Origin of the sequence: Streptomyces sp. NPDC004732 (assembly GCF_040609235.1) — a bacterium.
In the GTDB taxonomy this organism is placed as follows: Bacteria; Actinomycetota; Actinomycetes; order Streptomycetales; family Streptomycetaceae; genus Streptomyces.
The window spans coordinates 616,289-642,417 of sequence record NZ_JBEXJR010000005.1 but is presented as its reverse complement, the minus strand read 5'-3'; the positions used below and the strand labels follow the sequence as shown (position 1 = coordinate 642,417).

19 protein-coding genes and 3 pseudogenes are annotated in these 26,129 nt (G+C 71.1%); 10 read left to right on the top strand and 12 right to left on the bottom strand.

Annotation, left to right across the window (positions count from 1 at the left end; all coding sequences use genetic code 11):
- The first annotated feature begins 131 nt into the window (after positions 1-131).
- Entirely contained in the window at positions 132-3,308 is a 3,177-nt protein-coding gene (locus ABZV77_RS18335) for an amidohydrolase family protein (RefSeq protein WP_356257406.1), read from the top strand.
- 129 nt (positions 3,309-3,437) lie between these two features.
- Positions 3,438-4,079: pseudogene (locus ABZV77_RS18330) on the top strand (phosphatase PAP2 family protein); the annotation flags it as partial.
- Between the two features lie 3 nt (positions 4,080-4,082).
- Here ABZV77_RS18330 and ABZV77_RS18325 read toward each other — a convergent pair.
- From ABZV77_RS18325 to ABZV77_RS18290, 8 genes and pseudogenes are all read right to left on the bottom strand, one after another.
- Positions 4,083-5,090: pseudogene (locus tag ABZV77_RS18325) on the bottom strand (chitinase); the annotation flags it as partial.
- Positions 5,091-5,334: 244 nt separating this feature from the next.
- Positions 5,335-5,802 carry a hypothetical protein gene (locus tag ABZV77_RS18320; protein WP_356257403.1) on the bottom strand — a complete coding sequence of 156 codons (468 nt, stop codon included), beginning with the start codon at positions 5,800-5,802 and terminating at the stop codon, positions 5,335-5,337.
- Between the two features lie 114 nt (positions 5,803-5,916).
- The gene (locus ABZV77_RS18315; protein WP_356257400.1) at positions 5,917-7,335 is read right to left on the bottom strand and encodes an FAD-dependent oxidoreductase; all 1,419 of its coding nucleotides are present in this window, start codon (positions 7,333-7,335) and stop codon (positions 5,917-5,919) included.
- Between the two features lie 34 nt (positions 7,336-7,369).
- Positions 7,370-8,170, bottom strand: coding sequence for an ABC transporter permease (locus ABZV77_RS18310; protein WP_356257397.1), 801 nt, complete (start codon positions 8,168-8,170; stop codon positions 7,370-7,372).
- Positions 8,170-9,117, bottom strand: a complete 948-nt coding sequence (locus ABZV77_RS18305) for an ABC transporter permease (protein WP_356257395.1) — start codon at positions 9,115-9,117, stop codon at positions 8,170-8,172. The genes ABZV77_RS18310 and ABZV77_RS18305 overlap by 1 nt, the downstream gene beginning before the upstream one ends.
- Positions 9,114-10,283: an ABC transporter ATP-binding protein gene (locus tag ABZV77_RS18300; RefSeq protein ID WP_356257392.1), complete on the bottom strand. Its 1,170-nt coding sequence runs from the start codon at positions 10,281-10,283 to the stop codon at positions 9,114-9,116. Before ABZV77_RS18300 ends, ABZV77_RS18305 begins: the two co-directional genes overlap by 4 nt.
- A gap of 39 nt (positions 10,284-10,322) precedes the next feature.
- Positions 10,323-11,573: a spermidine/putrescine ABC transporter substrate-binding protein gene (locus ABZV77_RS18295; protein WP_356257389.1), complete on the bottom strand. Its 1,251-nt coding sequence runs from the start codon at positions 11,571-11,573 to the stop codon at positions 10,323-10,325.
- 69 nt (positions 11,574-11,642) lie between these two features.
- Complete coding sequence (locus ABZV77_RS18290) at positions 11,643-13,145, bottom strand: gamma-aminobutyraldehyde dehydrogenase (protein WP_356257386.1); 1,503 nt, start codon at positions 13,143-13,145, stop codon at positions 11,643-11,645.
- A 177-nt stretch (positions 13,146-13,322) separates the two neighbouring features.
- Here ABZV77_RS18290 and ABZV77_RS18285 point away from each other — a divergent pair, with 177 nt between their 5' ends.
- Positions 13,323-13,901 (top strand): NADAR family protein, encoded by a 579-nt coding sequence (locus tag ABZV77_RS18285; RefSeq protein ID WP_356257383.1) that lies wholly within the window; start codon positions 13,323-13,325, stop codon positions 13,899-13,901.
- 12 nt (positions 13,902-13,913) lie between these two features.
- Here the strand turns inward: ABZV77_RS18285 and ABZV77_RS18280 are convergent, their stop codons facing one another.
- Positions 13,914-15,239: an MFS transporter gene (locus ABZV77_RS18280; protein ID WP_356257380.1), complete on the bottom strand. Its 1,326-nt coding sequence runs from the start codon at positions 15,237-15,239 to the stop codon at positions 13,914-13,916.
- A gap of 64 nt (positions 15,240-15,303) precedes the next feature.
- On the opposite strand from ABZV77_RS18280, the gene ABZV77_RS18275 reads away from it, so the two are divergent.
- Positions 15,304-16,623 carry an aminotransferase class I/II-fold pyridoxal phosphate-dependent enzyme gene (locus tag ABZV77_RS18275; RefSeq protein WP_356257377.1) on the top strand — a complete coding sequence of 440 codons (1,320 nt, stop codon included), beginning with the start codon at positions 15,304-15,306 and terminating at the stop codon, positions 16,621-16,623.
- A 30-nt stretch (positions 16,624-16,653) separates the two neighbouring features.
- Here the strand turns inward: ABZV77_RS18275 and ABZV77_RS18270 are convergent, their stop codons facing one another.
- Positions 16,654-17,493: a DUF4190 domain-containing protein gene (locus ABZV77_RS18270; protein WP_356257374.1), complete on the bottom strand. Its 840-nt coding sequence runs from the start codon at positions 17,491-17,493 to the stop codon at positions 16,654-16,656.
- Between the two features lie 123 nt (positions 17,494-17,616).
- Here ABZV77_RS18270 and ABZV77_RS18265 point away from each other — a divergent pair, with 123 nt between their 5' ends.
- The 5 genes from ABZV77_RS18265 to ABZV77_RS18245 all read left to right on the top strand — a co-directional run bounded on the left by ABZV77_RS18265 (position 17,617) and on the right by ABZV77_RS18245 (position 22,317).
- The gene (locus ABZV77_RS18265) at positions 17,617-18,678 is read left to right on the top strand and encodes an adenosine deaminase (RefSeq protein WP_356257371.1); all 1,062 of its coding nucleotides are present in this window, start codon (positions 17,617-17,619) and stop codon (positions 18,676-18,678) included.
- Between the two features lie 27 nt (positions 18,679-18,705).
- On the top strand, positions 18,706-19,386 hold the full coding sequence (locus ABZV77_RS18260) for a glycerophosphodiester phosphodiesterase (RefSeq protein WP_356257368.1): 681 nt from the start codon (positions 18,706-18,708) through the stop codon (positions 19,384-19,386).
- 12 nt (positions 19,387-19,398) lie between these two features.
- A complete protein-coding gene (locus ABZV77_RS18255) occupies positions 19,399-19,872 on the top strand; it encodes a hypothetical protein (protein WP_356257365.1) in 474 nt (157 codons plus the stop codon).
- A 264-nt stretch (positions 19,873-20,136) separates the two neighbouring features.
- Entirely contained in the window at positions 20,137-22,071 is a 1,935-nt protein-coding gene (locus tag ABZV77_RS18250) for a hypothetical protein (RefSeq protein ID WP_356257362.1), read from the top strand.
- 75 nt (positions 22,072-22,146) lie between these two features.
- Positions 22,147-22,317 carry a transposase gene (locus tag ABZV77_RS18245; protein WP_356257359.1) on the top strand — a complete coding sequence of 57 codons (171 nt, stop codon included), beginning with the start codon at positions 22,147-22,149 and terminating at the stop codon, positions 22,315-22,317.
- Between the two features lie 261 nt (positions 22,318-22,578).
- On the opposite strand, the pseudogene ABZV77_RS18240 reads toward ABZV77_RS18245, so the two are convergent.
- Positions 22,579-23,170, bottom strand: a pseudogene (locus ABZV77_RS18240) (IS5 family transposase); the annotation flags it as partial.
- A 164-nt stretch (positions 23,171-23,334) separates the two neighbouring features.
- Here ABZV77_RS18240 and ABZV77_RS18235 point away from each other — a divergent pair.
- The gene (locus ABZV77_RS18235) at positions 23,335-24,555 is read left to right on the top strand and encodes a S8 family peptidase (protein WP_356257356.1); all 1,221 of its coding nucleotides are present in this window, start codon (positions 23,335-23,337) and stop codon (positions 24,553-24,555) included.
- A 281-nt stretch (positions 24,556-24,836) separates the two neighbouring features.
- On the opposite strand, the gene ABZV77_RS18230 is transcribed toward ABZV77_RS18235, so the two are convergent.
- Positions 24,837-26,099 (bottom strand): methylaspartate mutase, encoded by a 1,263-nt coding sequence (locus tag ABZV77_RS18230; protein ID WP_356257353.1) that lies wholly within the window; start codon positions 26,097-26,099, stop codon positions 24,837-24,839.
- Positions 26,100-26,129 lie beyond the last annotated feature (30 nt).

The following is a 26,129-nucleotide window of genomic DNA, read 5'->3' as shown; positions in this document are numbered from 1 at the left end:
CCGTGATCCTGCGCAGCGCTCCTCGCCACCGGCGCTCTGCGTGAAGATCGCGAAGCACTGTCTTGTCGCCGCTCACCGTCAGCTTCACCGTTCACCGTCAGCGTCACCAACAGGCCTTCGCGGGAGAAAAGTTGAGCATCCCCTACATATCGCGCCGCCGTTTCCTGCAGACGACGACGGCCGCCGGTGCCGCTGCCACGACGGGTGCGCTCACCGGCATCGGCAGCGGCAGCGCGCACGCCGCCGCCCCGGCTGCCGGTACCGCGGCCGCCGCGACCCGGCTGCGCTTCACCGCCACCACCAACGGCGCCGCGTCCCTCGCGGGCGACCGGATGATCGCCGAGGTGCAGGGCGTGCTGTGGTCCCTGCCGCGCACGGGCGGCGACGCCGTGCCGCTCACCCCGGCGGACCTGGAGCCGACGCGTCCGGTGCACTCGCCCGACGGCCGCCTGATCGCCGTCTGCGCGTTCCGCACGGGCAACTTCCACATCTGGACGCTGAAGCCGGACGGCTCCGAGCTGACCCGGCGCACCGAGGGCGACTGGGACGACCGCGGCCCCGCCTGGTCGCCCGACGGCAAGCGGATCGCGTTCTCCTCCGAGCGCGGCGGCGACCCGGTCACCGGCGCCCCCTTCCGCATCTGGGTGCTTGAGCTGGCCACCGGCGAGCTGACCCGGCTGACCGGGCGGCCCGGCCAGTCAGGCCCCGTGCAGGACGGCGCGTGGGAGGACTTCGACCCCGTCTGGTCGCCGGACGGGAAGCGGGTGCTCTTCGTCCGCGCCGCGGTGAAGTCGGGCGCGCTCGACGCCCGCACCATCGCCTCCGTGGCCGCCGACGGCAGCGGTGCCGTGACCGTGGAGCACACCGACGCCACCACCGCCCAGATCTTCGTGCCCGCCGTCTCCTCGAACGGCACCCTGGCGTATCTGCGCACGACGGCGGCGCCGAACGCCGCCTGCGCCCTCGTCGTGGACGGCGAAGCGGTCGCGGTGGGCGGTGACGTGGAGCCCGCGCCGCCCCGCTGGATCTCCGCCAAGGAGCTGCTCCTCACGGTCGACGGCCAGTTCACCGTCGTACGGCCCGACGACCCCGGCACCCGCAAGGACATCCCCTTCACCGCGCCGCTGCCCCTCGACCGGCCGGACTACCGGCTCAAGACGTTCGACCTGGACGGCACCGGGAGCCGCCCCGTGCGCGCCTTCGACCTGCCCGTGCTCTCCCCCGACGGCAAGCAGGTCGCCTTCACGGCCCTCAACTCCCTCTGGGTGGGCGAGGTCTCGGGCGGCAGGGCGCCACGCCGGGTGACGCGGGCCAAGGAGACCGGGTACCTCTACGCGGCCGCGTGGACGCCCGACGGCAAGGCGCTGCTGTACTCCGACGACCGCGACGGCATGCCCGCCGTCCGCCGCCGGGAGCTGGCCACCGGCAAGGAGACGGTGCTCGCGTCCGGCGGGCGCATCCAGGCGGCACTCTCCCCGGACGGCAACCGCCTCGCCTGCTTCGACCTCGCGACGAATCTGCTGGTGCGGGATCTGCGGACCGGCGAGGAGAAGGTGCTTGCCGCCAGCCCGCCCGGCGGCGAGCTGTCCGGCAGGCCCAGCTGGTCCGCCGACGGACGCCATGTCGCGGTGAGCTTCCGCAACCGGATCAACCAGCGGTTCCGCGAGGGCTACAACCTCATCCGCGTGATAGACACGGCCGACGGATCCGCACGGACCCACGCGGTGGCGCCGCACACCTCCATCTCCGACCGCAACAGCAACGGTCCCGTCTGGTCCCCCGACGGCCGCCACCTGGCCGCCGTCGTCGAATCCGCGCTGTGGCTGCTGCCCGTGGCCGCCGACGGCACCCCGAACGGCAAGCCCCGCACCTTCCCCGCCGAGGCCGCCGACCACCCCACCTGGTCGGGCGACGGCCGCCACGTCCTCTATCTCTCCGCGGGCCGCCTCCGGCTCCTCACCGTGGCGGACGGCAGCGTCCGCACGGTCAAGCTGCCGCTCGACCACCGGCGCCCCGCGCCCGCGGACACCGTCATCCACGCGGGCCGCTTCTGGGACGGCTCCGGGGTCGACGACAGCGTCCGCGAGAACGTCGACGTGACCATCCGCGGGGGCCGCGTTGCGGCCGTCGGACCGCACCGCTCCGGGCGGGCGGCAGGACGCCGCGTCGACGCCTCCGGGCAGACCGTGATCCCCGGCCTGTGGGACACCCACATGCACCCGCAGCCGGGCATCTACGGCGGCCGCCAGTCCGCCCTCTTCCTCTCGTACGGCATCACGAGCGCCATGTCGATGGGCGGTTCCGGCTACGAAGGGGCGAGGCTGCGCGAGGCCACCGCCGCCGGTGAGCTGGCCGGTCCCCGGCTCGTGACCGCGAGCGAGGTCCTCGACGGGTCGCGCATCGCGTGGGACAACCGCGTCCACGCGACCCGCGAGGGCCTGCGGCTGACCCTGTCCCGGGGCAAGGCCCTCGACTGGGACTTCGTCAAGACCTACGTCCGGGCCCCGGGCTGGGTGATGGAGGAGGCCACGCGCTTCGCGCACGAGGAGATGGGCGTGCGCTGCGGCAGCCACAACCTCTCCCCCGGCATCCAGCTCGGCCAGGACCTGACGACACATCTGCAGGCCACCCAGCGCGCCGAGTTCGGCCACGCGACGTCCGCGGGCGAACTCGCGTACCAGGACGTGACGGAGATCTACACCGCCACGGGCGACTTCCACCTGGTCGCGACGCCCTTCTCGGCCACTCCCCTGATCGGCGCGGCACCGGGCCTCGCCGACGACGAGCGGGTCACGCGGCTGATGCCTCCGTGGGAGACCGCCCAGGTGCGGAGCCTGGCCGAGCAGCCGCCCACCGACGCACAGCTGGCCACCCTGGCGCGGGAGACCGGCATCTACCGCAGGATCTCGACCGGCGGCGGACTGATCGCCCTCGGCACGGACTCCCCGGGCATCCCGACCGGCCTGGGCGTCCACATCGGTCTGCGCGCCCTGCGGCGCGGCGGCTACTCGGCCGCCGATGCGCTGCGCACGGCGACCTCCGCGCCCGCGCGGATCTTCGGCCTCGACCGCGACCTCGGCACGCTGGAGGTGGGCAAGCTCGCCGACCTGGCGGTGATCGACGGCGACCCGTTCACCGACTTCGACTCGCTGGTGCGCACGGTGTCGGTGATGCGGGGCGGAGTGCCGTACGAGGTGAGCGACCTGGTCTCGGCCGTGCCCGCGGTGCAGGTGACGGCGGAGGAGCGCGAGCAGTGGGCCCGGACGGGCAAGCAGCTGCGGAACAAGTGCTGCGACCACGGGCACTGAGACCGTTTGGCACGGACGGGCACACGCACGTCGCCGAAGGCCCCCGCCGGATCGTCCGGCGGGGGCCTTCCGCCGCGCGCCGACGCCCTGGCGCACGCGTCGGCGATCATCCCTGCCAGGCTGTGGCGCATGTCTGCATCCCCGGCCCCGCGACGGCCGGCCCTCACCCTCTCGCTGTGCGTCGCCCTCTTGGCCCTCTTCGCGCTCCTGACCTGGCAGGTCGTCGCCGGAGGACCGCTGCGCCGCGCCGACGAGCGCGCGGGGCGCGCCCTGGCGGGCAGCCGTCTGCCGGACCGCGCCGCGGAGTTCCTCGCCGACCTCGGCAACATCGCGGTGGCCGTGCCGGTGCTGGTCGCGGTGGCCGCGTACGCCGCCTGGCGCGCGCGGCAGGGCGGTACGTCCCGGTGGTGGCTGCCCGCGGTCGCCGCGCTCGTCGCCATGGCCGCGGTGCCCGCGCTGGTCGCCCCGCTCAAGGCGGTGATCGACCGCCCGGGCCCGCCCGGCACGGCGGGCGACGGCGGCTTCTTCCCCTCGGGCCACGCGGCGACGGCCGCGGTCGCCTACGGAGCGGCGGTCCTGCTCCTGCTGCCGCTGCTCCGTGGCGCCTACGGCCGCCGCGAACTGGTCATCGGATGCTGTCTGTTGAACGTGGCGATCGGGTTCGGGCTGGTGCGGCGCGGCTATCACTGGCCGCTGGACGTGGTGGCGAGCTGGTACCTGGCCGCGGTGCTGCTGCGGGCGATGCTGCTGGTGATCGGCCGGAGACGGTGCTGATCACCCGAAGTACGCGTCGAAGTTCTTCGAGAATTCCCCGTTGTTGAAGCGGTCCCAGTTGATCGACCACGTCATCAGGCCGCGCAGGTCCGGCCAGGTCCCGTGGGTCTTGTACGAGCCGCAGTTGCTGCCCTTGGTGAGGCAGTCCAGGGCCTTGTTGACCTCTCCCGTGGACACGTGGCCGTTGCCCGCGTTGACGGAGGCGGGCATGCCGATGGCGACCTTCTGGGGCGGCAGCGCCGGGAAGACGTTGTTCTTGTCGCCCGCCACGGGGAAGCCGGTGAGCAGCATGTCGGTCATCGCGATGTGGAAGTCGGCGCCGCCCATGGAGTGGTACTGGTTGTCCAGGCCCATGATCGGGCCGGAGTTGTAGTCCTGGACGTGCAGCAGCGTCAGGTCGTCGCGCAGGGCGTGGATGACCGGGAGGTACGCGCCCGCGCGCGGATCCTGCCCGCCCCATTTCCCGGTGCCGTAGAACTGGTAGCCGAGCTGCACGAAGAAGGTCTCGGGCGCCATGGTGAGCGTGAAGCCGGAGCCGTACTTGGCCTTGAGGGTCTTCACCGCGGAGATGAGGTTGACGATCACCGGGGTCTTCGGGTTCTTGAAGTCGGTGTCGTCGGCGTTCAGCGAGAGCGAGTGGCCCTCGAAGTCGATGTCCAGGCCGTCGAGTCCGTACTCGTCGATGATCTTGGAGACCGAGGCGACGAAGGTGTCGCGGGCCTGCGCGGTCTTCAGCTGCACCTGGCCGTTCTGGCCGCCGATGGAGATCAGGACCTTCTTGCCCGCGGCCTGCTTGGCCTTGATCGCGGCCTTGAACTCGTCCTTGGTCTCGACGTTCGGGCACTCCGTCTTGGGACAGAGGTCGAAGCGGATGTCCCCCGAGGTCGCGGAGGTCGGTTCGCCGAAGGCGAGGTCGATGATGTCCCAGCTGTCGGGGGTGTCGGCGAGCCGGGTGTAGCCGGAGCCGTTGGCGAAGCTGGTGTGCAGATAGCCGACAAGGCTGTGCGCGGCCGCGGCATTCGAGGCGGCGGCCCGCGGTTCGGGGGACGCGGTCGCATGGGTCGCGAGCAGGCCGGACGCGGCGAGCGCGCAGGCCGCGACGGCGACCACGGCGGCACGTCTCACACGGCTCGCGGGGCTGGTTCGGGGCAACAAAGAGCGATCCACAACTGCCTCCGGGCATGGGGGGATTGGAGGGCGGGTCGCGCATAACTTGGTCCAGACCAATGAAGTTGTCAAGGTTTTTGGCAGCTCACTCCTCTCCGTCGCCCGCCAGTTGCGCGGCCGCCTCGTGCATCGCGAGTTCGAGGAACCCCGGGTCGGTGAGCGTCCCCGAGCCGTCCGGCGGGACCAGCCAGCGGACGCCGCCCGCGGCCCGGCCCGGGTAGGGCACGACCACCCAGGTGCCGCGCCCCGCGCCGCGCACGCCCGTGCCGAGCCAGCGCGAGACCGTGCCCGCGGGCACGAAGAACCCCATGCGTTCGTCGCCGAAGTCGGCGAGCACGGGGCCGGGGCGGTCGACGCAGCGCGTCAGCACGTCGAGCGTGGGATATCCGAGCTCACCGGGGAGGATCAGCACGTCCCAGCGCCGCCCCGCGGGCAGCAGCGCGACCCCGAGGGGATTGCGCTCCCACTCCCAGCGGCACGCTTCCGGATCCGGCGCCACCGACACCAGCCATTCGATCGCCGACCTCGTCCCCGAGTCATCCGAGCCAGTCATGCCGGGACCTGCCTTCCCTGTGTACGACACCATGCACGTCACGGGGGAGACAGGCCTCGGGCCCGACCATTACGCGGGTTTCGGCCGCCAATTGAACAGCGGGCGTCGGGCCCCTCAGCTGTCGAAGCCGAGGCCCAGCTTGTCCATCGTCTTGAGCCAGAGGTTCCGCTTGCCGCCGTTGGCGTCGGACCTGGCGAGCGACCACTTGGTCAGCGCGACACCGGTCCACGCGAACGGCTCGGGCGGGAACGGCAGCGGTTTCGTCCGCACCATCTCCAGCTCCGTGCGCTCCGTCCGCTCGCCCGAGAGCAGGTCGAGCATGACGTCGGCGCCGAACCGGGAGGCCCCGACGCCGAGGCCCGTGTAGCCCGCCGCGTACGCGACGCGGCCCTTGTGGGCCGTGCCGAAGAACGCCGAGAAGCGCGAGCACGTGTCGATCGCGCCGCCCCACGCGTGCGTGAAGCGGACCCCTTCCAGCTGCGGGAAGCAGGTGAAGAAGTGCCCGGCGAGCTTCGCGTACGTCTCGGGCCGGTCGTCGTACTCGGCGCGCACCTTCCCGCCGAAGGGGTAGATCGCGTCGTAGCCGCCCCACAGGATGCGGTTGTCGGCGGAGAGCCGGAAGTAGTGGAACTGGTTGGCGCTGTCGCCGAGGCCCTGGCGGTTCTTCCAGCCGATCGCCGCCAGCTGCTCGTCGGTCAGCGGCTCGGTCATCAGCGCGTAGTCGTAGACCGGCACGGTGTACGGGCGCAGGCGCTTGACCAGCGAGGGGAAGACGTTCGTGGCGAGCGCGACGTGCTGGGCGAAGACCCTGCCGTACGGCGTGCGGATCGCCGTGCCCGCCCCGGAGGAGGCCAGCTCCAGCGCGGGCGTGTGCTCGTAGATGCGTACGCCCTTCTCCAGGCAGGCCCGCTTCAGGCCCCACGCCAGCTTCGCCGGGTGCAGCATGGCGACGCCCTCGCGGTCCCAGAGCCCGCCGAGGAAGGTCGGCGAGTCGACGTGCTCGCGCAGCGCCTCCGCGTCCAGGAGCTCGGAGCCCTCCGCCAGACCGTGCTCCGCCATCTCCTCGTACATCTCGCGGAGTTCGGCCAGCTGGTGCGGCTCGGTGGCGACGTCGATCTCGCCGGTGCGCTCGAAGTCGCAGTCGATGGAGTAGCGCTTGACGGCCGCCTCGATCTCGTCGAGGTTGCGGGCGCCGAGCTCCTCCAGCTTCCCGATCTCGCCGGGCCAGCGGGACAGGCCGTTGGCGATGCCGTGGGTGAGCGAGGCGGCGCAGAAGCCGCCGTTGCGGCCGGATGCTGCCCAGCCCGCCTCGCGGCCCTCGACGAGGACCACATCGCGCCGCGGGTCGCGCTCCTTGGCGATCAGCGCGGTCCACAGGCCGCTGTACCCGCCGCCGACGACGAGCAGGTCGCACCGCTCGTCGCCGGTCAGTGCGGGCTCGGGGGCGGGCCTGCCGGGGTCGTCGAGCCAGAAGGACACCGGCTTGGCGTCGGCGAGGGACTCGGTGAAACGGGTCATGGCACCAGGGGCCATGATTTCCACTCCTTCAGAAACAGTTGGTGCGCTGTCACGCCTGCTTGTTGCGGCGCTTTCCGATGAGCATTCCGGAGAGTACGAGAAGGACGGCGACGAGGAACATCGCCGTGCCGATCACATTGATCTGAACGGGCGTGCCCCGCTGTGCGGATCCCCAGACGAACATGGGGAAGGTCACAGTCGAGCCCGCGTTGAAATTCGTGATGATGAAATCGTCGAAGGAGAGCGCGAAAGCGAGCAGCGCGCCCGCCGCGATGCCGGGTGCGGCGATCGGCAGGGTCACCCGCAGGAACGTCTGCACAGGACCGGCGTAGAGGTCCTGCGCCGCCTGTTCCAGGCGCGGGTCCATCGACATGACGCGCGCCTTGACTGCGGTCACCACGAAGCTGAGGCAGAACATGATGTGGGCGATCAGGACCGTCCAGAAGCCGAGCTGCGCGCCCATGTTCAGGAAGAGCGTGAGCAGCGACGCGGCCATGACGACCTCGGGCATCGCCATCGGCAGGAAGATCAGCGAGTTGATGGCGCCCCGCGCGCGGAAGCGGTAGCGCACGAGCGCGAAGGCGATCATCGTGCCGAGCACGGTCGCGCCGATCGTCGCCCAGGTGGCGATCTGCAGGCTCAGCGAGAGGGAACCGCACATGTCGGCGACACCGCACGGATCCTTCCACGCGTCGAGCGAGAATTCCTGCCACGAGTAATTGAAGCGGCCCTTCGGTTTGTTGAAGGAGAAGACCGTGACGACGACGTTCGGCAGGAGCAGGTAGGCGAGCGTCAGCAGGCCCGCTATGACGACGACATTGCGCCGGAGCCAGCGGAAGAAGGCAGCCATCAGACGAGATCCTCCGTCCCCGACTTGCGGATGTAGAAGGTCACCATGAAGAGGATGGCGGCCATGAGGATGAAGGAGAGTGCCGCGGCCGTCGGGTAATCCAGAATGCGCAGGAACTGCGTCTGGATGACGTTTCCGACCATGCGGGTGTCGGTGGATCCGAGCAGGTCCGCGTTGACGTAGTCACCGGCCGCCGGAATGAAGGTGAGCAGCGTTCCGGAGACGACGCCCGGCATGGAGAGCGGGAAGGTCACCTTGCGGAACGTGGTGGACGGCCTGGCGTAGAGGTCGCCCGCGGCCTCGTGCAGCCGCCCGTCGATGCGCTCCAGCGAGGTGTAGAGCGGCAGGATCATGAACGGCAGGAAGTTGTAGGTGAGTCCGCAGATCACCGCGAGGGGCGTGGCCAGGACCCGGTCGCCGTCCGTGACGCCCAGCCAGCTGGTGACGTCCAGGACGTGCAGGGAGTTGAGGGCGCCCACCACGGGCCCCCCGTCGGCGAGGATCGTCTTCCACGCCAGCGTACGGATCAGGAAGCTGGTGAAGAACGGCGCGATGACCAGGACCAGGATGACGTTGCGCCAGCGGCCCGCGCGGAACGCGATGAGGTAGGCGAGCGGATAGCCGAGCAGCAGGCACAGGACCGTGGCGGCGCCCGCGTAGAGCACCGAGCGCAGGAACTGCGGCCAGTAGTCGGCGAGCGCGTCCCAGTAGGTGGCGAAGTGCCAGGTGACCTTGAAGCCCTCTTCGAGGGAGCCGGTCTGTACGGAGGTCGACGCCTGGTAGACGAGCGGCAGCGCGAAGAAGACGACGAGCCAGAGGATGCCGGGGAGCAGCAGCCAGTAGGGGACGAGCCGCCCTCGTTTGCGGGGCTTGCGCGGGGGCGCGTCCTCGGCGGCGGACGGCGGCTTCGGGGACGCGGGTGGTGGTGCGTCGGTCACGGTCGTCATGCGGAGGCGTCCTCCTCGACCTTCTCGACGCCCGCCGCGACATCCTGGGAGGCATCGAGGCCGAAGGTGTGCGCGGGGTTCCAGTGCAGGACGACGTCGGCGCCGGGGACGAGGCGGCCGTCGCGCTCGATGTTCTGCGCGTACACCTCGAAGGACGGGCAGACCGGGCTGCGGACGACGTACTGCGTCGATACGCCGATGAAACTGCTGTCGGCGATGCGTCCGGTGATGCGGTTGCGGCCCTCGGGGATCTGGCCCGCGTCGTCGGCGTGGGTGAGGGAGATCTTCTCCGGGCGCACACCGACGAGGATCTTGCTGCCGGTGCCGGTGGGGCCGGTACATCGGGCGGTGGGCAGCGTCAGCTTGCAGTCGCCCGCCTTGAGGACGAGCTCGTCGCCGCTGCGCGCGGCGCCCTCCTGGATGTCCGCCTCGATGAAGTTGGACGTGCCGAGGAAGTTGGCGACGAACGTGGTGCGCGGGTTCTCGTACAGGTCGGCGGGGGCGCCGAGCTGCTCGACGCGGCCGCCGTTCATCACGGCCACGGTGTCGGCCATGGTCATGGCCTCCTCCTGGTCGTGCGTGACGTGCACGAAGGTGATGCCGACCTCGGTCTGGATGCGCTTGAGCTCCAGCTGCATCTGGCGGCGCAGCTTCAGGTCGAGGGCGCCGAGCGGCTCGTCGAGCAGCAGCACCTTGGGGTGGTTGATGAGGGCGCGCGCGACGGCGACGCGCTGCTGCTGGCCGCCGGAGAGCTGGTGCGGCTTCTTGCGGATGTGCTCGCCGAGCTGCACCAGGTCGAGCATCTCGCCGACCTGGTTCTTCACGGACTTGATGCCGCGGCGGCGCAGTCCGAAGGCGACGTTCTCGAAGATGTCCAGGTGCGGGAAGAGCGCGTACGACTGGAAGACGGTGTTCACGGGCCGCTTGTACGGCGGCAGGTCGGTGACGTCCTGGTCGCCGAGGTGCACCGTCCCCGAGCTGGGTTCCTCCAGGCCCGCGATCATGCGGAGCGTGGTGGTCTTGCCGCAGCCGGACGCCCCGAGCAGGGCGAAGAAGGAGCCCTGCGGCACGGTGAGGTCGAGCGGCCGCACGGCGGTGAAGGAGCCGTAGGTCTTGCTGATCCCGGCGAGACGGACATCGCCGCCAGCTTCTTGAGCAGAGGTCATGGTGGGTCCAGGGGAAGTCGAGGGGGATGACGAGAGGGACTAGGCCCCGGTGAGGCGTGCGAACTTCTCTTCGTACGCGGTCTCTTCCTTCGGCGTGAGCGACCGGAACGCGCGGGACTTCTCCTTCATCTCCTTGTCGGGGATGATCAGCGGATTCGACGCCGCGTCCTTGTCGATCTCCGCCAGCGCGTCGCGTACCCCGTCGACCGGGCAGACGTAGTTGATGTACGCGGCGAGGCGGGCCGCGGGCTCCGGCTCGTAGTAGTAGTCGATGAGCCGTTCGGCGTTCTTCTTGTGCCGCGCCTTGTTCGGGACCAGCAGGTTGTCCGTGGACGTGATGTAGCCCTGGTCGGGGATGTGGAAGCCGACGTCGGGGCTGTCGGCCTGCAACTGCACGATGTCACCGGCCCAGCCGAGGCAGGCCGCGATGTCGCCCTTGGCGAGGTCGGACGTGTAGTCGTTGCCGGTGAAGCGCCGGATCTGCTTCTTGTCGACGGCCTTCTGGAGGCGGGCGATGGCCGCGTCGAAGTCGTCGTCGGTGAAGTCCGCGGGGTCCTTGCCCATGTCGATGAGCGTCATGCCGACGGTGTCGCGCATCTCGGACAGGAACCCGACGCGCCCCTTCAGTTTCGGGTCGTCGAGCAGTTGCGAGACCGAGGTGATCTCCTTGCCGCCGGTCGCCTTCTTGTTGTACGCGATGACGGTGGAGATGCCCGTCCAGGGATACGAGTAGGAGCGGCCCGGGTCCCAGTCGGGGGTGCGGAACTGGGCGGAGAGACGGGCGTACGCGTGCGGCAGGTTGGCCGGGTCCAGTCTCTGGACCCAGCCGAAGCGGATGAGCCGGGCCGCCAGCCAGTCCGTGACGCAGATGAGGTCGCGTCCGGTCTCCTGTCCCGCCGCGAGCTGCGGCTGGATCTTGCCGAAGAACTCGACGTTGTCGTTGATGTCCTCGGTGTACTTGACCTGGATCCCGGTGCGCTTGGTGAACGCGTCCAGGGTGGGCCGCCGGTTCGCGTCCTTCTCGTCGACGTCCATGTACTCGGTCCAGTTGGAGAAGCTGATCCGCTTCTCACCGGCCGAGTGGTCCTCGGACGAGACCTCGCCCTGGCTCTTGCCCGCCGCGGGGATCCCGCAGGCGCTGAGCGCCCCGAGACCGCCGACGGCGAGCGCGCCGCCCGTGGCGGTGCGCAGTACCGAACGCCGGGTCAGTGCGGCCCTGCCGTTCCTGAAGCTGCGGTGCATGGCGGCCAGTCGGGCCGGGGAGAGGGGTTCGGGCTCGTACTGCTCCATACGCGTGGTTGCCCTTTCGGGAGGAAGGCGGCCGCCGGTCGTGCGGCCTGTGACGACGTGGCTACGTGACTACCGGTCCCCGAAGATCGTGCGGTGCCAGTCCTTGCGGACCTCCGCCGTGTTGTCGAACATGACGTGCTTCACCTGTGTGTACTCCTCGAAGGAGTACGCGGACATGTCCTTTCCGTAGCCGGACGCCTTGTAGCCGCCGTGCGGCATCTCGCTGAGGATCGGGATGTGGTCGTTGACCCACACACAGCCCGCCTTGATCTCGCGGGTCGCGCGGTTGGCGCGGAACACGTCGCGGCTCCAGGCGGAGGCGGCGAGGCCGTAGGGGGTGTCGTTGGCGAGCCGGATGCCCTCGTCGTCGCTGTCGAAGGGCAGGACGACGAGCACGGGTCCGAAGATCTCGGACTGCACGATCTCGCTGTCCTGCGCGGCGTCGGCGATGAGGGTGGGCTTGTAGTACGCGCCGGGGTGCTGGAGCGCCTCGCCGCCGGTGACCACGCGCGCGTAGGAACGGGCCCGGTCGACGAACCCGGCGACACGGTCGCGGTGCGCGTGCGAGATGAGCGGCCCCAGGTCGGTGCTCGGGTCGAACGGGTCGCCGAGCCGCACGCTGTCCATGAGGTCGGCGACGCCCTGCACGAAGGCTTCGTAGAGCGGACGCTGGACGTACGCGCGCGTGGCGGCCGTGCAGTCCTGCCCGGTGTTGATGAGCGCCCCGGCGACGGCGCCGTGCACGGCGGCGTCGAGGTCGGCGTCGTCGAACACGACGAAGGGCGCCTTGCCGCCGAGCTCCAGGTGCAGGCGCTTGACGCTGGCGGTCGCGATCTCGGCGACGCGCTTGCCGACGCCGGTCGACCCGGTGAAGGACGTCATGGCGACGTCGGGGTGGCCGACGAGGTGCTCACCGGCGTCCTTGCCCGCCCCCGTGACGATGTTGACGACGCCGTCGGGGATGCCCGCCTCGGTGGCGGCCTGTGCGAAGAGGAGCGAGGTGAAGGGGGTGAGCTCGGCGGGCTTGAGGACGATCGTGTTGCCTGCGGCGATGGCCGGCAGGACCTTCCAGGCGGCCATCTGGAGGGGGTAGTTCCAGGGGGCGATCGACCCGACGACGCCGATGGGCTCACGTCGTACGTACGAGGTGTGGTCACCGGTGTACTCACCGGCCGACTGGCCCTGGAGGTGCCGGGCCGCGCCCGCGAAGAAGGCGGCGTTGTCGACGGTCCCGGGGACGTCGAACTCCCGGCTCAGCTTGATCGGCTTGCCGCACTGCAACGACTCGGCCTGCGCGAACTCCTCGGCACGGTCCGCCAGGACGCCCGCGAAGCGGTGCAGGGCGTCGGAGCGCTCGCCCGGGGTGGCGCCCGCCCAGCCGGGGAACGCCTCGGCGGCCGCGGCGACGGCGGCGTCGACGTCGTCGCTTCCGGCCAGCTCGTAGCTGTAGACGTCATCGCCCGAGGCGGGGTCGACGACCGTGTGGGAGTGGCCCGACGTTCCCTTGGTCAGCCGCCCGGCGATGTACTGAGCACCGTCCGCGAAGTGGTCCTGCGCCTGGAAGTTGTGCATGACGCTCTCCTCCGCCGCCCGCCCCGTCCCGCGGGGGTCGGCGTAGCTCCGGATCGATTTGAGTGCCGATCCTGACAGAGCAGTGGTAGTCCAACAAGTGATTCCGTTGTTGCCTTTTGGTTACGCGACGGAATCTGTCGACCAGGTGTCGAGTCGTCCTGGAAAACCCAGGACGGAATGTCAGTGGTGCGTGCCAGACTCGCGTGCATGACGAAGATCGACTCGGTGGAGGCGCTGGTCGACGCGGTGCGCGCGGGCGAAAAGATCAAGTACCTGCGTTTCTGGGGCCACACCCCGCGGCCGGACGGCACGCTCGGCCCGAGCTGCCTGAGCCAGTGGTGGCCGTCGCCCTTCACGGTGGACGGTGTGGAGTACGCGACGGCGGAGCACTGGATGATGGCCGCGAAGGCCCGCCTCTTCGACGACGCGGACGCGGAGCGGGCGGTCCTGGCGGCCCGGACGCCCGCGGAGGCGAAGAACGCGGGACGGCTCGTGCGGGACTTCGACGACGCGATATGGACCCGCGAGCGCTTCGGCACCGTGGTCGACGGCAGTCGCCACAAGTTCGCCTCCGACCCCGCCCTGCGCGACTTCCTCCTGGGCACGGGGAGCCGGGTCCTGGTCGAGGCGAGCCCCCTCGACCGCATCTGGGGCATCGGCCTGGCGGCCGACGACCCCCGGGCGGACGACCCCACGGAGTGGCGGGGGCCCAATCTCCTCGGCTTCGCGCTGATGGAGGCGCGGTCCCGCATCTGACCGGTGAGCGCCTCAGGTGGTCCGCGGCGTCGCGGCGTCGCTCTCCGCGGGGGCGGGGACGGGGGCGCCTGCCACGGCGTGGCCTGCCGCGGGGCCCTGCCGGATCAGCCGCTTCCGTACGAGACGGCTCTGCGCCGCCACCGTCACGATCACGCCCGCGCCGAGGGCCGGCCAGGCCAGTGGTCCCGCCGCGATCACGGCGGTGACCAGGAGCGGTCCGCCACTGCGCTGGGCCGACGAGGACAGGCCGTGCACCCCGAGGTAGGCACCTTGGGCATCGTCGGGGGCGAGCGCGATGGAGAGCTCCCAGGAGGCGATGGCGTGGAGTATCTCCGCGAAGGTGAGGGCGACGGCCGCGACCGTGAGGGCGGCGGCGGCAAGCCAGGTGGAGCCGAGCGTGGAGGCGGTGAGGGCGGCGCAGCCGACGACGAAGCAGCCCGCGAGGGGGACGAGGAGTCCGCGGGCCTTGTCCGGAGTGCTGCCGAACCGGGACAGCGGGACCTGGCAGCAGACGACCAGCACGCAGTTGAGCACCATCAGGAGCGGCGCGAGGCCGTGCGGGGCGTCGGTGGCGTGGACGATCCAGAGCGGGATGCCGACCTGGAGCACCGCGTCGTCGAGGAAGAGGGCCGTCTCGGTCAACGTGAAGAGCAGGTAGGAGCGGTCGCGCCAGGGGTTGGACGGCGGGGTCGTGGGCGCCGGTGCGGATTCCGTGGAGTCGGTGACCAGCCGGGACGGTGAGGGCGGTTCGGCGCAGCGCAGGGTGAGGGCCGCGGCGACGGCGAAGCTGACCACGTTGCCGATGAGCAGCGCCTGGTAGGCGTGGGTGGTGCCGACGGCGAGCGCGAGCGCACCGGCGAGACCGCCGAGTGCCCAGCCCGCGTTGGAGACGGTGCGCTGCACGGCCTGGTACGTGGTGCGGTCCGGACCCGCGATGCGGGCGGCGTACAGCTTGGTGAGGACGTTGGCGCCGCGGTCGGCGAGGCTGTTGACGGCCGAGTAGAGCACGAGCAGCGCGAAGTTGTCCGTCGTGAGCAGCGCCAACAGCGCGACGGCCTGCTGGAGTTGGGCGCCGATGATGATGCGGGTGACCGGGAAGCGGTCGGCGAGGTGGCCCGCGAGCGGCGCGCCCGCGATGCCGACGGCACCGGAGACACCCAGGAGCACGCCGACCTCGGCGACGGACAGCCCGGTGACCAGGGTGAAGTAGAGGGCGGCCGCCCCCATCCAGAGACCGGTCCCCGCCTTGTTGATCAGGGCGATCCAGAGCATGCGGCGGCCGTCGGCACCCCCTGGTATGCGTGCGTACAGTGCGGACCGCTTACGGCTGAGGCTCACCCGTCCCCCTGGACTTCCGGCGTCGGCTTGACTCGCATTTTTGTACCGGTACATAATTGATTACGTGGCAGCACAATATGTGATCAGTGGCTCGACCGCCAAGGGCATCACCGCGTCGGTCGAACGGGCGGTGGCCGACGGCGGGTTGGCGCCGGGCGCCCCGCTGCCTCCGGTGCGCAGGCTCGCCGACGAGCTGGGGGTCAGCGCGGGCACGGTGGCGACGGCCTACAAGGAACTGCGGCAGCGCGGGATCGTGGTGACCCGCGGCCGGGGCGGCACGGTCGTGGCGCAGGCACCGGCGGTCGGCACCCGCAGGCCGCCCAGGGCGCCGCAGGGGGTGCACGACCTGGCGGGCGGACACCCCGATTCGGCTCTGCTGCCGGTCCTGATGCCACCTGCCCGGGTGGCGCCGGTGAGCGGCTCGCACCGTGCGGCGCCGCGCCTCGCGGGTCTTGAGGACGTGGCACGGGAGTGGTTCGCGCGGGACGGGGTGCCGGACGGCCGGGTGACCTTCGCGCACGGAGCGCTGGACTGCCTGGCCCGGCTGCTCTCGGTGGAGCTGAAGCCGGGCGACACGGTGGCCGTGGAGGACCCGGGCTTCCACCATCTCCTCGACCTCGTACCGGCGTTGGGGCTCCGCATGGCGCCGGTCGCCGTGGACGACGAGGGCATCAGGCCGGAGGCCCTTCGGGGCGCGCTGCGGGCGGGCGCGAGGGCCCTGGTGTGCAGCCCGCGGGGGCAGAACCCGGTGGGCGGCCGCTTCACGGCGGCGCGGCGGGAGGCGCTGCTCGACGTCCTCGGCGGCCATCCGGACGTGCTCGTCGTCGAGGACGACCACAACGCGGAGGTGGCGGGGGCGGCCCCGCACTCACTGGCGACCGGCGGACTCCCCCGCTGGGCGCAGGTGCGGACCGTCTCCAAGCACCTGAGCGTCGACCTGCGGTGGGCGGCCCTCGCATGCGACGCCACCACGCTGGCCAGACACGAGGGGCGGATGCTGCTCACCTCGGGGTGGGTCAGTCACGTACTGCAGGAGACGGTCGAGCGGACGATGACCGACCCCGCGGCCCGCGAGGTGGTGGGCCGGGCCGAGCGTGCGTATGCGGAGCGGCGCGAAGCACTCGTCCGGGAGCTCGCGCGGCACGGCATCGCGGCGCGGGGCGCGAGCGGGTTGAACGTCTGGGTACCCGTGCGGGACGAGTCCGCGGTCGTCAACGGGCTGCGCTCGCGGGGGTGGTGGGTGGCCGCGGGGGCGCGGTTCCGCATCGCCACGCCCACCGCGGTGCGCATCACCACGTCCGCGCTGGAAGTGGCGGACGCGGCCCGGCTGGCCGCGGACTTCGCCGCCGTGCTCGACGAGTCCGAGGCGACGTACGGGGGTTGAGTCCGCGCCGCGCGGGACGGCGCGAGGCCCCTACGCCTTGGACGTCACGTCCGACGTGGCCGAATGGCCCGGGTCGCCCGGCGGCGCACCCACGTCCGTGGCATCGTCCGGCAGCACGATGAGGAGCACCAGCAGCACCACGCTCAGGACGAGTCCGACCGTGCCGCAGATGACCCCGGCGAGGGCCTGCCCACCGTTGGTCGCCTCGCCCCGCCGGGCCTTGCCGCGCCCCACCGCGCCGAAGATCACCGCGAGGATGCCGAGGACGATCGCCAGCGGCCAGATGCAGAAGCCGACGGCGGCGATGATCCCGAGGACGAGCGCGGTCACGCCCATGCCGTTCGCGGGCGCCATCGGCATGCCGGGCCAGCCGTATCCGGGCCCGCCCTGGTACCCCGGGTGGCCCGGGTGACCGGGGTATCCCGGATAACCCTGCGAGCCGTTGCCCGGATAGCCGTAGGGCACCTGGCCCTGTCCGTACGGCACCTGCCCTTGTCCGTACGGCGCCGGACCCGGCCCGTATGGCACCTGACCAGGCCCGTCCGGCGAGATCGGAGGCGGCGGCACCGGCTCTCCGGGCGCCGCGAAGGGGTTGCCGACACCGGCCTGCGGGTGCGGGTGCGGATGCGCGGGCGGCGACGGCACAGGCCCCTGCCCCGCCCCCGGCATCGACGTGACCGTCCACTGGTCGTGCACCGAAGGCGGCCCGGACACCGGCCCGGGCATGGCACCGGACCCGTACCCGGCCCCGGGCGCACTCCCCGGCCGCGGCACCGCATCCTCGGCGGGCGGCGCCCACGGATCGCGCTCTTCCGGCGCCCCCGCGCCGCCCGCGCCGGGCACGGCGTCGTCGTCGGACTTCGCGGACATGACGGGTCACCTCTTTCGTACGTTCCGTCATGCTACGGCCCCCGCTTTGCCCGCGCCGACCGCCGCCTACGATGATCCCGACCCATCGATCAGCCGATCAAACCCGTTCCTGGGGAGGAAACCGTGACCGAGCAGCAGACCGCAGCCACGACCGACAGAGACACGCACGCCTTCATCGCCGGACTGCCCAAGGCGGAACTGCACGTGCACCACGTCGGCTCGGCCTCCCCCCGCATCGTCTCCGAGCTGGCCGCCAGGCACCCCGACTCCGCGGTGCCGACCGACCCCGAGGCGCTCGCCGACTACTTCACGTTCACGGACTTCGCGCACTTCATCAAGGTCTATCTGTCCGTCGTGGACCTGATCCGCACCCCGGACGACGTACGCCTGCTCACCTACGAGGTGGCCCGCGACATGGCGCGGCAGAACGTGCGCTACGCCGAGCTGACCATCACCCCGTTCTCCTCCGTGCGCCGCGGCATCGAGGACCGCGCCTTCATGGACGCCATCGAGGACGCCCGCAAGGCCGCCGAGAAGGAGTTCGGCACCGTACTGCGCTGGTGCTTCGACATCCCCGGCGAGGCCGGGCTCGAGTCGGCCGAGGAGACGCTGCGGCTCGCGACCACCGACAGCCTGCGCCCCGAGGGCCTGGTCTCCTTCGGGCTCGGCGGGCCCGAGATCGGCGTGCCGCGCCCGCAGTTCAAGCCGTACTTCGACCGGGCGATCGCGGCGGGCCTGCACTCGGTCCCGCACGCGGGCGAGACGACGGGCCCCGAAACCGTCTGGGACGCCCTCATCCACCTCGGCGCCGAGCGCATCGGCCACGGCACGACCTCCGCACAGGACCCCAAGCTCCTCGCCCACCTCGCCGAGAACGGCATTCCGCTGGAGGTCTGCCCGACCTCGAACATCGCGACCCGCGCGGTCCGCACCCTGGACGAGCACCCGGTCAAGCAGTTCGTGGCGGCCGGGGTGACCGTCACCATCAACTCCGACGACCCGCCCATGTTCGGCACGGACCTCAACAACGAGTACGCCGTCGCGGCCCGGCTCCTCGACCTCGACGAGCGCGGCATCGCGGCCCTCGCGAAGAACGCCGTCGAGGCGTCCTTCCTGGACCCGGCGGGCAAGGAGCGGATCGCCGCCGAGATCGACACGTACACGGAGACGTGGCTCGCCCCGTAAGCCCTGTCCCGTGACCACAATGGGCCCATGCGCACCGTGACTGCAGTGGCCCACCGAGGCGATCCCTACCGCGTCCGCGAGAACACCATCCCGTCCCTGCGCTCCGCGTTCGAACGGGGCGCGGACGCGGTGGAGATCGACGTCCGACTGAGCAGCGACGGCGTGCCCGTCCTGCTGCACGATCCGACGCTCGAACGCCTGTGGGGGTACGAACGGCCGCTCGCCGCCGTGTCGTCCGCCGAGGTCGAAGGTCTCACCGAGGGCGGCGTCCCCACGCTCGCGGCGGCGATCGCGGCCACCGAGGGGCACCGGCTCATGCTCGACCTGCCGGGCGCCACGTACGAGGACGTGCGCGCGGTCGTCGGGGTCGTCGCGGAGTGCGGCGCGGCGGAGCGGGTGTACTACTGCGCGGGCGGACGGACGATGCTCGCCGTGCGCGAAGCGGATCCGGCCGCGGAGATCGCGCTGACCTGGACGACCCTGGCCCCGCCCCGCCCCGTGCTGCTGGACGCGGTGAAGCCGCGCTGGCTCAACTACCGCTTCCCGCTGGTCGACCACGACCTCGCGGTCCACGTGCACCGCCAGGGCCTGCTCGTCTCGGCCTGGACCCCGGACACCCGCCGCTCGATGCGCCGCCTGATCGAGGCGGGCGTCGACTCGATCACCACGAACCGCGTCGACGTCCTGCACGCCCTGCGCACTCCCTGAGCGGCGTCCGTCATGACGTCCACGTGGAACTGGGAGAGCGGCGAGGGCCTGCTGCGCATCGACGACCCGGCCGACTGGGACGCCGCGTACGAACGCGGGGAGCCGCGGATCGGGACGGCGGCGATCGGGCTCGCCTTCAACTGCACGCTGGCCCAGGCCTCGCCGCGGATACTCAAGGCGATGCGGTCGGCGGACCGCGGCCAGCGGGGGTTCGCGTACACCGCGGCGGGCCATGCGGCGCGGCTCAACGGCGGGCTGACCCCGGAGCTGTACGCGGCGCTGCGCGCGGAGGGCCACCGCGGCTTCGCCGAGACCGCCGTCGACGACACGCTGACGTTCGTGCCGTTCCGCGAGCTGCCGCCGTGGTTCAAGTGGCGGAAGGTCGCGTCGAGGGTGGCGGACAAGCTGCAGGTCCGGCAGCAGCAGATCGCGGACGCCGCCGAGCATCTCCGCGAGGCCCTGCGCGGACGCCGCCGCTCCGGCTAGGGCCCCTAGGGCGTGTACTGGGTCGCGATCAGTGAGTGCCTGGCTGTGGGGTGAGGGTCCGTGTAGTCGGCTGGACTGTGCGTGGTGTTGCGGGGCGGTGAGTTTCGGTCATGCATGCGTGGAATCCGGACGGAACGATCAACCACCCTCCACGTAAAGTCACACGGTCACTACCTTCCGTGGCATTCGTTGGGATCGTGATCCTTCCGGGCGGACCTGAGCATCGTCTGGGGTGTGGGCACGGCATGGCACTGGGAGGGGTACGTGGCGGACGAGGTTGAGCAGCAGGAAGACGACCAGAATCTGTGGCGGGCGGTCTACACGGCGGACCGGGGGTGGGGCGAGGGGACGGCGTTCGCCGAACACCTGAGCGTCGCCGCACCCGCGCTGGCCGAGGTGGACGGGACGCTGTGCTGCGTGCACCGCGGCGCGCGGCAGGGGCAGCGCAAGCGGCTCCCGGTGATGTGGACTTGGTTCACTCCTGCCGCCACGCTGCCCTTCGTCACGGCACTGGAGGAGGCCAGGGCGGCTCTGCCCGAGGGTGCCGGCGACGAGGAGAAGGAGCGGCAGCAGGAAGCCGTCACGGCGGCGGCCGGGGCTCTGGACGCGGCACGCAAGTGGCACCCCGACATGCAGATGGTCTGGGATTTCTCCCCCGAGCAGCACGCCGTGTTGAAGGAGGCCAGGCTGCGGCCGCCCGAGGATGCCACCGACGAGCAGAAGGAGCGGTACGGGAAAGCCGTCGAGGCGGCGAAAGCGATCCAGCTCAGTTCCCCTGACTCCTCCAGCCGTCGCATCGAAAGCATCGAGACGCCGACACTCGTCAACGACAATGGCACCCTGCGCATGGTCTTCACCAAAGCCATCATTTTCCCCGGCGGGGATATCTGGGCGACCTTGCTGTGGGAGTCGTCGCTGGACACGAGCGGCGACTATGTGGTGTGGACTCCGCCCACAGTGATCTTTGAGGCCAAGGGCATGCCGCTCGCGCCGGGCGTGGCGGTGTTCAACGGGGCCGTGCACCTGGTCTACGTCAACCCCGGCAGCACACACATCCAGCACCTGGTCCGCGGTGCCGACGGTGCATGGGCGCCCGTCACGGGGGCCGACGGCAACAAGATCGCCACTCCCCTGCGGGGCAGCAGGCTGGCCGACGACAAGGCCGCCAACGCGGCCCTGAAGGCGTACGGCTGGCCGGGCAACGTAGCCCTGTCCGTGCACGGTGGTCAGCTCCACCTCGTCTTCCGTGCCGAGCCCGGGTACAAATACGCCGCCAGCTACGGCAACGAAGCACACGAGGTGACGCACGGACCGCTGCGGCACGCCGTCTTCGACGGCACCGCCTGGACCGATGCGGCGGATGCCGGCCCGAAGGGCCAGGACGGCGGGCCGAGCCCCTACCTCTCGCGCCGTGGCGCCGCCCTGGCCTCTCACGACGGCACACTCCACGCCGTCTTCCCCTCCCGGGACAACAAGCTGTGCCACGGCACCTGGACCCCGGAGACCGGATGGTCCGAGCCGGTGACACTGAAGGGGCATGACTCCAGCAACTCCCCGGCCCTGCTGCCGTTCACCGACGGCCCCGACGGTGACGAGCGGCAGGTCCTGCTGCTGGTCCACCGGGGCGTTGACCGCTACGTGCCGCCCAAGCCGCCGACCCCGCCCAAGCCGCCGGCCCTGGAGGACGTGGCGAAACGGGGCACCAAGGTGAGCGGGAAGCTCCTGACCGCCTACGGCACCCGGGACTGGTCCCGGCTGGAGCACCAGTTCTCCCTGACCCCGGCCACGATGAACAACGGCAAGCTGGGGCTGATCGTCACCTTCGAGGCATGGGCCCAGTACTGCTCGCGCCTTGGATGGTGGTACCGGGAGAACTACGGCGGCTGGTACGTGCCCAGCCTCAAGGTCGACTTCGGCCTGCGCACGGCGGGGCGTCACGGCCGCATGGTGGGCGACGCGCAGTTCAGGGCAACGAGGGCTCCCTCTGGCTACTGGTGCTTCGAGAAGGTCTTCACCGGGGTGGAACCGGGCGGCGACTACGAGGCTTTCCTGTTCACGAGCAACACGGAGAAGACGGGCGGCTACTGGTGGAACAGCCCCTCCTCCGTGGAGGACTCGCAGGAGGGGCGCAACACCCAGCAGTACACCCGCGTCTCCAACTTCCACACCAGCACAGCCACCATCACCCTGCCCAGCTGACCCCGACACGGGATGCGGCAACCGCGACCGCCCTGCCGCATCCCGCACGCAGCGGACAGGGAGAGGCTGCGCCGCGTGACACGCGCACAACTCACGGACGCAGAGTGGGAGTTCATCGGTCCGTACCTGCCGATCGGCCGGTACGGCCCGTACCCGGGGCGGCTGCGGCAGCAGTTCGAAGGAGTGCTCTGGCGGTTTCGGACCGGCGGGCCGTGGCGGGAGATGCCGGCCGAGTTCGGCGCCTGAAGCACCGTCGCGGGCCGCTGCCGCCAGTGGCGCGACGCCGGGGTCTTCCACGCCCTGCTCCACGCCCTGCTCGCCCAAGTGGTCGGCCAAGGAGCGGTGGACCTGTCCCTGGTCGGCGTTGACTCCACCACCGTGCGGGCCCATCAGGACGCCGCCGGGATGCACCGGGCAGCCAGTACCCTGCACGCCCTGGAGACGGCCCCCGCAGCGGTACGGGAAGTGAAGTCCCGCCAGCAAGAAGCAGCATCGCACGAGCGGGTCGGGAAACCGGATCCGTTCCATGACGGCCTCGAACTGGGTGCAGTCGGCTCGCTGACCGGGTGTCAGGACGATCGAGAGAACCCGGCAGCGGCCGTCCGCGCTCAGGTGGACCTTGGTCGTGAAGCCGCCGCGCGAGCGGCCGAGCGCCTCACCTCCCGCACCCCCTCCGCCAGCAGGGCGACCAGTTCCGCCCGGATCCGAACGCTCCTGACCGCCGCTGCGGAGCCCCCCTTTGGAGGGGCGGCGGTGCGTGCCGGGCACCCGCCGCGTGCTGGTGGGCGCGCACGGAGGTGGAGTCCACCGACACGTCCCAGTCCATGTCCCCGGCCGCATCCGCCACGGCCTGGACCCGCTGGAGCAGCCGCTCCCACGTTCCGTCCGCCGACCAGCGGCGATGCCGCTCATGAACCGTCTTCCACGGGCCGTACCGTTCCGGGAGGTCACGCCACTGCACACCGGTACGGATCCGGTACGGCACCCCGTTCACCACCTGCCGGTGATCCCGCCATCGCCCACAACTCCCGTTGCCCACCGGCAGAAGCGGCTCAAGCCGCCCCCACTGAGCATCCGTCAGATCACCCCTATGCCCCACAGCCCTATCAACGACTCAACTGATCGCCAGGGCACTGCCCAGATCGCGAGCGCGTCACCGCCCGCCGGTCGTTCAAGGACCGTGCGCCAACGGACGATAGAACGGGAGACCGTCATATCCAGGGCAGAACGACCCGCAGACGGTCCCGACAGAACGGAGTCCCCGTGCGACTGTCCGCGCGTTGTGTGTCCGCCGCCCTCGTCCTGCTCGTACCCCTGGCCGCCGCACACGGCGCGGCAGCCGACGAGCCGTCCGGCCGGGCGGCTCCGGCACCGCTGCACAGGGCTGCCGAGGCCCTGCCCGGCCGGTACATCGTCACCCTCGACAAGGGCGTGCACCCGGCCGCGACGGCCGCCGAGGTCCGCGGCGTCGAGCCGCTGCACACCTACCGCACCGCCCTCAACGGCTTCTACGCCCGCCTCGACGCCACCCAGCTGGCACGGGTGCGCGCGCTGCCCGGCGTGACGGCCGTCGAGGAGGACGGCGTCGTGAGCGCCCCGCGGTCCGTGAGCGCGGCCACCCGATCCACCACGGAGGCGGCCTCCAGTTGGGGCCTTGACCGGATCGACCAGCGGGACTGGGACAAGTCCACCGGCACCGGCGACGGCCAGTTCACCGTCAAGGGCGACGGGGCGGGTGTCACCGCCTACATGGTCGGCACCGGCATCGACTTCGGCCACGACGAGTTCGAAGGCCGCGCCACCGCGGGCACCGACACCGTCGGCGACGGGCGGAACGGTGCCGATTGCAACGGCGAGGGCACCCACGGAGCCGGGACTGTCGCGGGCAGGACCTACGGCGTCGCCCGCAAGGCCAACCTCGTCAGTGTCCGCGTCCTGAACTGCACCGGTGCGGGCACCGTCGAAGGAGTCATCGCCGGCCTCGACTGGATCGCCGCCAACGCCAAGAAGCCCGCCGCCGCCAACATCTCCGTCAACGCGGGCAAGAGCGAGGCCCTCAACACAGCCGCCACCGCACTCTCCGACGCGGGCATCACGCCCGCGATCTCCGCCTTCAGCGATATGCCGAACGCGTGCACCCAGTCCCCCGCCTCCGCCGAACGTGTCATCACCGTCGCGACGTCCTCCCGATACGACGAGGCCGACACGGTTGCCGGGGGCTACACCGGTCTGTGTGTGTCCATCTTCGCGCCGGGCGCTGAGATCACCTCCGCCAAGCTGGGCGGTGGCAGCACCGTCATGACCGGCGCCGCCATGAGCGCCCCGCATGTCACCGGCACCATCGCCCTCTACCTCGCCGCTCACCCCGACGCCACCATCGCAGACATCAACGAATGGCTCGAGGAAGAAGCCACCATGGATGCCCTGACCGGAATCGGCGGGAGCGCCACCACAAACCGACTGCTGTACACCGGCGGGCTCTGACCCCCCGCACTGCCCCGCCGCCCATGAGACCGGCGGAGCAGTCCCCCGAGCCAGCCGCCAGGCCCCGGGGAAGCGCACCAAGATCGCCAGGACAGAGCCTAGGGGCCTAGGGCCTGTCTTCAAACTCCTGTCGTCGCCCGGAGGGCGGCTTCGCGGCGTCTGGTGCGTGCTCTCGGCGTGCCGGGTGGACGCCCTCGTACTGGACGTACGTGGGTGTTCACCCGGTGCGGCGAGAGCGCGTGTCAGGCGTCGCGGAGCAGACAGGAGTTTGAAGACAGGCCCTAGAGCGCGTCGAAGCGGTACTGGTTGTAGGAGAGCATCTGGAGGAGGCGGTCGGCGGCTCCTCCTGGTTCGTCGGGTGCCGACTGCACGGGGAGGGGCATGTCGCCGCTGGACGCCCACCGGAGGAAGCCGTTGCTGTCGATCGAGGTCCGGGTGCGGTTCCTGTTGTCCTGGTGGAGGCAGTAGGGGACGTCGAGGATGCCGAGACGGAAGGCCTCGTGGAGGGAGTCGCCCACCGTGGCCTTCAGGGAGAGCGTGGCGTCGATCAGGGCCGAGGCCTCGCGGAGGACTTCGCTTCTCGGTGGGTGGGAGCGCGGGACACCGTAGGCGGCGCCCGCGGCGATGCGCAGGGCTGCGACGTTCTCCGCGATGGTGGGGATCCGCTGGGATTCGACCGTCGTCTTGACGATGAGCCGCTCACAGCCGGAGGTCGCGGCGAGCTCGGCGCTCCCCCGCAGGAGCGCGGTGGCGCCGTCCGTGGACTTCGGATAGACGCCCATGAAGGTGTAGAGGACCACGTGCCAGTCGATGCCGCCGAGGTGTTTCCCGGCCAGGGTGCGCAGCGCCAGGATCGCGTCGCGGTCCTGCTGCGGATTCGTCTGCTGGGCATAGCTGAGGGAGACGCTGCGGATGCCGTGCTCGGCGAAGAAGAGGCATTCGAGGACGCTGAGGGCGACCAGCAGCCCCGGGGGACACAGCTGTCCCAGCATGCAGCCGCCGAAGGTCTCCAGGTGCGCGGCATCCTCCCCGCCGTCCGCGAGGATCCGGCACCCCTCGGCCCAGGCGTCGATGGACTCCCGCAGCGGCACCCTGCTGTAGGGCAGGCAGTACGAGACCGGGCCGCCCTCGGACACGGTGAGCCCGAACCTGAGCATGGTGCGGAAGATCTCCTGGGGCCTGGGCGACCCGTGCCTGACCTGGACGGGGAAGGCGGCCAGGTCCAAGCCGCGCAGCAGCAGGGAGTTGTTCGCCGCGCTGTGCGACACGAGCGGGTAGCCGTTGAGCGACTCCCCCGTGGCGATGGCCCGACCGGCCCGCAGGAACTGCCCCGTACGCGTGAAGCTGTCCAGGGTGATGGTCCCGACCACGCGAGGCCCCGCGTCCCTGACCGCATCGAGACCGGCCCGCATGGCTTCGGGGCTCGCGAAGCCCATGCGGGACTGGACCACCAGCTCGTCCCGGCGCGCCGCCTCGGCGACGTAGGCACCGAAGCCGGACGTCTGTGTCTGCGGCGTATGCGGCGTGTGCGGCGTCTGTGGCATCTGCGGCGTCCGCGCCATACCGATCGCCGA

Bases quoted from the DNA above. Each gene is read 5' to 3' on its own strand.
- ABZV77_RS18320 (WP_356257403.1), bottom strand. From the start codon at position 5,802: ATGACTGGCTCGGATGACTCGGGGACGAGGTCGGCGATCGAATGGCTG.
- ABZV77_RS18315 (WP_356257400.1), bottom strand. From the start codon at position 7,335: ATGGCCCCTGGTGCCATGACCCGTTTCACCGAGTCCCTCGCCGACGCC.
- ABZV77_RS18310 (WP_356257397.1), bottom strand. From the start codon at position 8,170: ATGGCTGCCTTCTTCCGCTGGCTCCGGCGCAATGTCGTCGTCATAGCG.
- ABZV77_RS18305 (WP_356257395.1), bottom strand. From the start codon at position 9,117: ATGACGACCGTGACCGACGCACCACCACCCGCGTCCCCGAAGCCGCCG.
- ABZV77_RS18300 (WP_356257392.1), bottom strand. From the start codon at position 10,283: ATGACCTCTGCTCAAGAAGCTGGCGGCGATGTCCGTCTCGCCGGGATC.
- ABZV77_RS18295 (WP_356257389.1), bottom strand. From the start codon at position 11,573: ATGGAGCAGTACGAGCCCGAACCCCTCTCCCCGGCCCGACTGGCCGCC.
- ABZV77_RS18290 (WP_356257386.1), bottom strand. From the start codon at position 13,145: ATGCACAACTTCCAGGCGCAGGACCACTTCGCGGACGGTGCTCAGTAC.
- ABZV77_RS18285 (WP_356257383.1), top strand. From the start codon at position 13,323: ATGTCAGTGGTGCGTGCCAGACTCGCGTGCATGACGAAGATCGACTCG.
- ABZV77_RS18270 (WP_356257374.1), bottom strand. From the start codon at position 17,493: ATGTCCGCGAAGTCCGACGACGACGCCGTGCCCGGCGCGGGCGGCGCG.
- ABZV77_RS18260 (WP_356257368.1), top strand. From the start codon at position 18,706: ATGCGCACCGTGACTGCAGTGGCCCACCGAGGCGATCCCTACCGCGTC.
- ABZV77_RS18255 (WP_356257365.1), top strand. From the start codon at position 19,399: ATGACGTCCACGTGGAACTGGGAGAGCGGCGAGGGCCTGCTGCGCATC.
- ABZV77_RS18230 (WP_356257353.1), bottom strand. From the start codon at position 26,099: ATGCCACAGACGCCGCACACGCCGCATACGCCGCAGACACAGACGTCC.